Genomic DNA, 5,423 nt, shown 5'->3' with positions numbered 1-5,423 from the left:
GGTGTATTGGGTGGTGATCAGCGCCCCCTTGACCACGGCTTTGCCGGTGCCCAGGCGGGTGTCGGTGATCTGGAGTTCATCGTTGCTCATGGGGCTCTCGTTGGATGAGTTAAGACTGGGGTTTTCCCAGAATAAAATGAGCTTGGCAAGTGCGCCCTCGCCACACCCTTATGCCGATCGTTCCTTACAGCCAATGCCAGAACCGGCTCCAGAACCCGCGGCCCAAATCATCCTTACAGCGCGCATATTGCGCCGCGTACATCTGCGAGCGCGCCTGCACCTTGCTCGCCACCGGCGGCAGCCAGGCTTTGGCCGCATAGGTACGCTGGCGATAGCCGCCCCAGCCTTCGTGGTAGTTCAGGTATTGGCCGTAGGCGTCGTATTTGTACACGCCGTTGATGGTGTAGGTCTTGTCCATGTACCACCCCACAAAGTCGATGGAGTCATCGAAATCCTGACGGCTCGCACCGCTGCGGCCGGTGCTCTTGCGGTAGTCGTTCCACACTTCATCCTTGGCCTGGGAATAGCCTTCGGCGGTGGACACGCGCCCCCAGGGGATGATCCATAGCAGGTATTTGCGTGGTGTCTTGGCATCCTGGCGGAAGCCCGACTCTTGATACATGATCGCGAACGGCACCTGGATCGGCACGCCCCAGCGCTTTTGCGTGACCTTGGCGGCGTCGTACCAGTCATCTTTTTCACGGAAGATGCCGCAGATGTCGTTTGGCGTGCGTGGCGGCGAAGTACCGCACGCCGCCAACAGGGAGGTGAGTAATAACAGTCCGACAGCTTTGCCTGCGCTCAAGGGGCACCTTTGCGTGATACACGTAAAAAGCCGGTATTTTACGCATTCATTCGAGCGCAGGGGGTAGCGAGTTCACTCCATAACCAGCTTCCACAGGCGGCATCCATGCCGCACATGCTCAGCTTAAGCCAACGGCACGCGACGCGTGGTCAGCGCGGTACGACCCACAAAGAAGCTCAAGGCTGCACCCAGCAGCAACATGGCCAAGGTGCTCCATGCAGCGCGGGACAGCTGCTTAGCCGCTACTTCACCGGCTTCACGGGCTTTCTGTTCGGCTTGCTGTTTCAGCTCATCGACCTTCTGCATGGCTTGCTGATAAGCCTGGGCATAGTTGTCGACGATCTGCGTGGCTTCGGCTTTGCTCTTGCCGGTACGGGCGGCCACGATGTTGACCAGCGCGTCTTTGTCCGCAGCATTCAACGCAGGCTCGCCGGAGGCTTTGACGCGTTCGAACCACTGCTTCAACTCATCACCGGCCTGGGCAGGGTTGGTCGCGGCGTCCTTGGCCGATTGCTTGCCGTCGGCGGCGGCCTGGTCGGTTTTCTGCTCGACGTTGGCAGGGTCCAGCTCAGGCTTGCCGCTTTGCTTGAGCAAGGTGTCGAGTTGGCCTTGCAGGCTGTTCCAGTCCAGTTGGATACCCTGCTCGTTCAACTGCTGCTTGATGCTGTTGCCGATCCCAGGCGCAGCAGCGGCGATACCACTGCCGGCGGCGGACAAGCCTTTGCCTACTACGTTACCGGCGGTGCCGACCACGCTGGCGGCCAGGCCAGCCAGCAGCCAGGTGGTGAGCAAGGTGGTGAAGGTCCAGGTCAATACGCCGTGCAAGCCGCCACGGTCCGGTGCAGTGCGCCCGGCCACAAAGGCGCCGAGGCCGACAGCCACCAGGGTTGAGACAAACAGCCAGATCCCGGCGCCGGTGCCGAAGCCGCTCAGGGGGTTGCCCGCTTCCATCGGGTTGACGGCACTGGCGCCGATGGCCGTGCCGAGCACGCTGAGTACCAGGTAGGTCACCAGGGCAATTGCACTACCGGCCAGCACAGAGCTCCAGGACACGCGAAACGGTGAACGGTTGGTTTCATAGACAGTTGTCATGATTAATCCTTTGAGTGGTTGACCGTATCAGTCTGGCGAGACCGCTGCCGGTCGTCCCCGCTCAAATGCACCAGAGCATCTGGTGCATTCGCACCCCGCAACGGGCACTCTGTGTGCACTATCCTGATGCCTGGGTGTCGTACCCTTCATGCGCCCATCCCCGGAGAGACCATGACCCAGGACGTTCTTGCCAAAGAAACCAACCGCCGCCAATTGCAGCAGATCATCTCCGGGTTATCGGACGGTGTGATCCTGGCCGAAGTCGACCAGACCATTCTGTGGGCCAACGAAGCCGCGCTGGCCATGCACGGGGTCAGTGAGGTCGAGCAGCTCGGCGCCAATACCGAGCAATACGCCAAGCGCTTTGCCTTGCGCTATCGCAACAACCACCCCTTGCCGCTGGACAGCTACCCGCTCAGCCGAATCGCAGCCGGTGAAGAATTCAGCGATGTGGTGGTGGAAGTCACCCCCGTTGACGACGAGGACCGCAGTTGGGTGCATCGCTTGCGCAGCCTGGTGCTGACGGACGCCAACGGTGAACCGGAACTGCTGGTGCTGATCCTCAGCGACGCCACCGAATGGGCCAGCGCCGAGCAGCGCTTCGAAAAAACCTTCAACGCCAACCCGGCACCCGCGGTGATCTGCCGCCTCAGCGACCTGCGCTACATCAAGGTTAACCAGGGTTTCCTGGAGATGACCGGTTACAACCGCGATCAGGTCATCGGCAAATCCGTCTATGAACTGGATGTACTGGAACACGCCGATCGCAAGGACCTGGCCATTCAGCGCCTGAGCGAAGGTGCGACCATCCCGCAGATGCAGGCTGAACTGCGCCTGCCCGAGGGCGGCAGCAAACTGGTGATTGTCGCCGGCCAGCCGTTGGACATGAACGAGGAAGACTGCATGCTGTTTTCCTTTACCGACCTGGAGCCAAGGCGCAAGGCAGAAATCGCCCTGCGCCAGAGCGAAGAACGGTTCGCCAAATCCTTCCGCCTGACGCCGGTGCCGACCCTGGTGTGCAACGCCGCCAACCGGCAAGTGGTGGACATCAACGAAGCGTTCATGAACATCACCGGTTACATCAGCGAAGAGCTGATCGGCAAGAACGTTGAGGACATCAACTTCATCGACAGCGCCCCTGCTGGAGCGCAGTTGTTCGCCACCCTGGAAAAAGCCGGCAACCTCGAAGGCCAGGACCTCAAGGTGCGCAAGAAAGGCAACGAGGTGATCGACTGCGTGGTCTCCGCCGACACAGTGATTATCGAGGACGTGCCCTGCTACCTGTTGGTGCTGATGAACATCACCGAACGCAAACGCTCGGAGCTGGAGCTGGTGGCGGCCATTGAGGAGGTGATGCAAGACGCCTCCTGGTTCAGCCAGACCCTGATCGAGAAACTGGCCAACGCCAAGAGCGTCAACAGCCCCAACCTGCCGAACGTAGCCTTCACCGACCTTACCGCCCGTGAGCGTGATGTGCTGGGTTTGATCTGCGAAGGCCTGGCCGACAAGGAAATTGCCTCGCGCCTGAAGCTTGCGCCCAACACGGTGCGTAATCATGTGGCCACGGTGTACTCCAAACTCGGTGTGCACAGCCGCAGCGCGGCCATTGTATGGGCCAGGGAGCGCGGCTTGTTTGCCGGCGAACTGCGCGTCAAAAGCAAACCATAGAGTGCAAATGCACTAGTGCGACCAGTGCAAATTCGCCTTATTGCGCTGGCGTACGCTGCTTAACCTTGAAGGGTGGGCACAGGGCCTTTGGTCCCGTGCCGTAATGGTTTGATCTCTTCCAAGGAAAGCACGATGAAAAGCGAACAAGTCAAAGGCGCCGTAGAGAAGGTTGCCGGCAAGGCCCAGGGTTTTATCGGCGACCTCACCGGCGATGAACAATTGCAGGCTGAAGGTGTGGCGCGTCAGGCCGCAGGTCAACTGCAGCAAACGTACGGCGACGCGCTGGACACTGTCAGTGATTTTGCCAAAAACAAACCCCTGGCTACCGTGGCTGTCGTCGCCGCTATCGGCCTGCTTGTGGGCCTGTTGCTGCGTCGTCGTTGAGGAGGCCGAGGCCCATGTTTACCCTCTCTCAACTGCGCAACTGCATCGAAGAAGGTTTGTCACCGCTGACCTGCGAGTTCACCCTGTGCCGGGACGCGTCCCTGACCCTCAAGGTCTACGACGCCGAAACCGGCCGTGTTGATCTGGTGGTGACAGGCATCAGCACCAACCGGCTGCAAACCGCGCAAGAAGTGGCCAAGATGGTTGAAGAGTTGCGCTACGAACTGCAAAGCAACAACGTCGGCAAGCTCACACTGGATGATCTGCCTTCAACGACGGCCCAATGAAAATGAAGGCAGGCTGATCTCCAGGTCGACCTGGGTGACGCCGAGGCCGAAGTGATAGGTGAGGTAACACGACCGGTGTGGCCGGTTACCTTAACGCAAGAGCGAGGAAAACAGACCGATCACCGCTTGACGGGGGTGATCTCAAGAATGGTGCCGTTGGTGGTTTTGAGCAGCACAAACTTGTCACCCACCCGCGCCCATTGGCTGTCTGCCTCAGGCTGCTTGAGGCCGCGTTTTTTCCAGTCGCTGACCGCCGATTCCTTGCGCATCAGGATATCCGGGGCGCGATCACCTTCTTTCAGATCCCGCGTATTGATGCTGGAAGGCTGCACGGTTTCCTGGGGTGTATCACCGGCCTGCACGACAAAGCTGACGGTGGACAGGCCAGCGGTGAGCAGCAGGCAAGCGGCTAGGGTCTTGGACTTCATGGGTGCTCCTTCAATGAATGATGCGTACCCAGGTTCCGACCGCAGGCGCATGGAATCATTCAAGTTTGCACCCTTCTTGTGGCAAGGGAGCTTGCTCCCTCGCCACAAGGGCGCCGGGTCTATAACCAGGCTGCGTCCCAGAGCGGATAATCGCCGATATGTTCAGCCAACCCAGCGCGCAATGGGTTGCCAATTATGTAGCGTGCGATCTTTATAAGATCCTCCTCAGCGCGCGCTGCGCGATCATGGTACCCGCACTGCCGGAACGCGCCCCGTGCATGACAGGCTCGATTGATGGTCAATGTGCTGCGCGACTTCACCCTTTTCATCACTTGCGGCAACGATGCGGCTCTGAGTTCAAATAGCCAACGGAAATGGTCTGGCATGATGACCCAAGCCAAAGAGTTAACCATCTCAAGGTCATGAGCCTGTTTGAACTCTGCCACCAACAACCGCCCCAAGCGAAAATTGGCAAACACCGGGCGGCGCTGATAAACCACGGCAGTTACCAAGTAAGCCCGACCCGCCTCTGAATAACGGCCACGTCGCAATAGGTGAGAATTGGGTTTCTGAAGCAATCCTTTGCTCTGCGATTGAATGAATGATCCATTTACCCTAGCAAGCCACGGCAATACCTCCGTTCAATTCAGTTTCCCAATATGTCCCCCCCACTGTGGCGAGGGAGCTTGCTCCCGCTGGGCTGCGCAGCAGCCCCAAAAAGGCTGGCCGAGTAACACCTGAACGAACGCAGTGGATCGA

7 protein-coding genes and 1 pseudogene are annotated in these 5,423 nt (G+C 59.4%); 3 read left to right on the top strand and 5 right to left on the bottom strand.

The window, feature by feature from the left end; all coding sequences use genetic code 11:
• The 3 genes and pseudogenes from FEM54_RS23220 to FEM54_RS23210 form a co-directional block, all read right to left on the bottom strand.
• Window positions 1-90 (bottom strand): annotated as a pseudogene (locus FEM54_RS23220) (FKBP-type peptidyl-prolyl cis-trans isomerase); the annotation flags it as partial.
• A 94-nt stretch (window positions 91-184) separates the two neighbouring features.
• Entirely contained in the window at window positions 185-805 is a 621-nt protein-coding gene (locus FEM54_RS23215; protein WP_017138992.1) for a transglycosylase SLT domain-containing protein, read from the bottom strand.
• Between the two features lie 123 nt (window positions 806-928).
• Window positions 929-1,897, bottom strand: a complete 969-nt coding sequence (locus FEM54_RS23210; protein WP_017138991.1) for a hypothetical protein — start codon at window positions 1,895-1,897, stop codon at window positions 929-931.
• A 171-nt stretch (window positions 1,898-2,068) separates the two neighbouring features.
• Between FEM54_RS23210 and FEM54_RS23205 the strand changes: the two genes are divergently transcribed.
• From FEM54_RS23205 to FEM54_RS23195, 3 genes are all read left to right on the top strand, one after another.
• Entirely contained in the window at window positions 2,069-3,565 is a 1,497-nt protein-coding gene (locus FEM54_RS23205) for a PAS domain S-box protein (protein WP_138453251.1), read from the top strand.
• 132 nt (window positions 3,566-3,697) lie between these two features.
• Window positions 3,698-3,949, top strand: a complete 252-nt coding sequence (locus FEM54_RS23200; protein ID WP_138453246.1) for a CsbD family protein — start codon at window positions 3,698-3,700, stop codon at window positions 3,947-3,949.
• A 14-nt stretch (window positions 3,950-3,963) separates the two neighbouring features.
• The gene (locus tag FEM54_RS23195; protein ID WP_017138988.1) at window positions 3,964-4,236 is read left to right on the top strand and encodes a DUF1652 domain-containing protein; all 273 of its coding nucleotides are present in this window, start codon (window positions 3,964-3,966) and stop codon (window positions 4,234-4,236) included.
• A gap of 119 nt (window positions 4,237-4,355) precedes the next feature.
• Here the strand turns inward: FEM54_RS23195 and FEM54_RS23190 are convergent, their stop codons facing one another.
• Together FEM54_RS23190 and FEM54_RS23185 are read right to left on the bottom strand one after the other, a co-directional pair.
• Complete coding sequence (locus tag FEM54_RS23190; RefSeq protein ID WP_017138987.1) at window positions 4,356-4,664, bottom strand: RcnB family protein; 309 nt, start codon at window positions 4,662-4,664, stop codon at window positions 4,356-4,358.
• Window positions 4,665-4,783: 119 nt separating this feature from the next.
• On the bottom strand, window positions 4,784-5,242 hold the full coding sequence (locus tag FEM54_RS23185) for an REP-associated tyrosine transposase (protein WP_138453243.1): 459 nt from the start codon (window positions 5,240-5,242) through the stop codon (window positions 4,784-4,786).
• Between the last annotated feature and the right edge of the window lie 181 nt (window positions 5,243-5,423).

The organism is Pseudomonas edaphica (assembly GCF_005863185.1).
GTDB classification, from domain to species: domain Bacteria; phylum Pseudomonadota; class Gammaproteobacteria; order Pseudomonadales; family Pseudomonadaceae; genus Aquipseudomonas; species Aquipseudomonas edaphica.
The sequence above is the reverse complement of the archived record's forward strand: the minus strand, read 5'-3'. Positions and strand labels throughout refer to the sequence as shown.

What these genes read in the sequence shown, in the direction of transcription:
- FEM54_RS23210 (WP_017138991.1), bottom strand. Translation starts at nt 1,897, where the DNA reads ATGACAACTGTCTATGAAACCAACCGTTCACCGTTTCGCGTGTCCTGG.
- FEM54_RS23205 (WP_138453251.1), top strand. Translation starts at nt 2,069, where the DNA reads ATGACCCAGGACGTTCTTGCCAAAGAAACCAACCGCCGCCAATTGCAG.
- FEM54_RS23200 (WP_138453246.1), top strand. Translation starts at nt 3,698, where the DNA reads ATGAAAAGCGAACAAGTCAAAGGCGCCGTAGAGAAGGTTGCCGGCAAG.
- FEM54_RS23195 (WP_017138988.1), top strand. Translation starts at nt 3,964, where the DNA reads ATGTTTACCCTCTCTCAACTGCGCAACTGCATCGAAGAAGGTTTGTCA.
- FEM54_RS23190 (WP_017138987.1), bottom strand. Translation starts at nt 4,664, where the DNA reads ATGAAGTCCAAGACCCTAGCCGCTTGCCTGCTGCTCACCGCTGGCCTG.